At 32.2% G+C, this 1316-nt stretch carries 1 protein-coding gene; it reads left to right on the forward strand.

All coding sequences use genetic code 11. The features are described 5' to 3' along the window. Nucleotides 1-1306: carboxypeptidase-like regulatory domain-containing protein (locus AC061E_RS16560; protein ID WP_478287243.1), on the forward strand; the 1306-nt coding region annotated here is incomplete at its 5' end. Nucleotides 1307-1316 lie beyond the last annotated feature (10 nt).

The following is a 1316-nucleotide window of genomic DNA, read 5'->3' on the forward strand; positions in this document are numbered from 1 at the left end:
AGAAAAAATTATGTCTTTTAAAAAAATAATAATTGAGATTGAACAACAACACAATGTTAGCTTTAATTATACCGAAGATAATATTGCAGGGCTACAGCTTCATCCACCTAAAAGATCTCTTTCATTAGATCAAAAACTACAATATCTTAAAAAAAAAACCAATTTATCTTTTGAAAACATCAGCAATCAATTTATTAATATTTACAAAAAAGATAAGGAATCCCAACTAATTTGCGGGTACGTTTTTTCTCCAGATAAAAAACCTATCGAGAACGCAAATATTAGTTTAAACGATAAAATCCAGATTGCAACGGATCAAAACGGTTATTTTGAATGTAAAAAAAGAGAGGCTATTAGTATACTGATTAGTCATGTAGGATTTAAAACCCAAAGAATTGCACCAGGTAATTTGGGTTCTAACAATTGTCTCCAAATTCAGTTAGAACCTGAAATTATAGAACTAGAACAAATTAAAGCCAGTGCTATTCTGGCATCTGGAATCTCAAAAAACAAGGACGGATCATTTCAAATTAAACCCAAGAAATTTGGTATTTTGCCGGGACTTATTGAGCCAGATGCTTTGCAAACAATGCAGCAAATTTCAGGTGTAAATAGTATTGACGAAAGTGTGTCTAGCATCAATGTACGCGGTGGGACTCACGACCAAAATTTGTTTTTGTGGAATGGAATACGAATGTTTCAAACGGGACATTTTTTTGGTTTAATATCGGTTTTTAATCCTAATTTGGCTCATACTATTGCTATCTATAAAAACGGAAGTTCTGCTTTTTATGGGGAAAGTGTGTCTAGTGTAGTAAATATTTCTTCTACTCCAGAAACTGCAGAAAAAAATACTTTTAGCGCAGGAATCAACATGATTAATGCTGATATTTATGCTAATTACAATCTTTCGAAAAAGAGTTATATCGAAATCGCTGCCCGTAAATCGATTACTGATTTTATTGAAACTCCTACCTTTAAAGAATACTTCAATAAAATATTTCAAAACACTACAATCTCTGATTTCTCACAAAATCAAAATGTCAATTATCAAGGTGATAAAAAATTTGATTTCTATGATGGAACGCTAAAATATGCTCAAAAAATAGGAAATAAAGACCAAATAGTTCTGGATGTAATAACCATAAAAGACAATTTGAAAGTTTTTCAAAGTGCTTTTGCCACTGACATAAGCAAATCAGAAAACAATGTCTTGCAACAGCAAAATTATGGCGGAAATTTGTCTTGGAAAAGAGAGTGGAATAGTATCGATTCGTGCTCGATGAACCGGGCGCTTATGGCTTAGATCACCGACT

The sequence above is a fragment of the Flavobacterium sp. GNP011 genome (assembly GCF_056428925.1).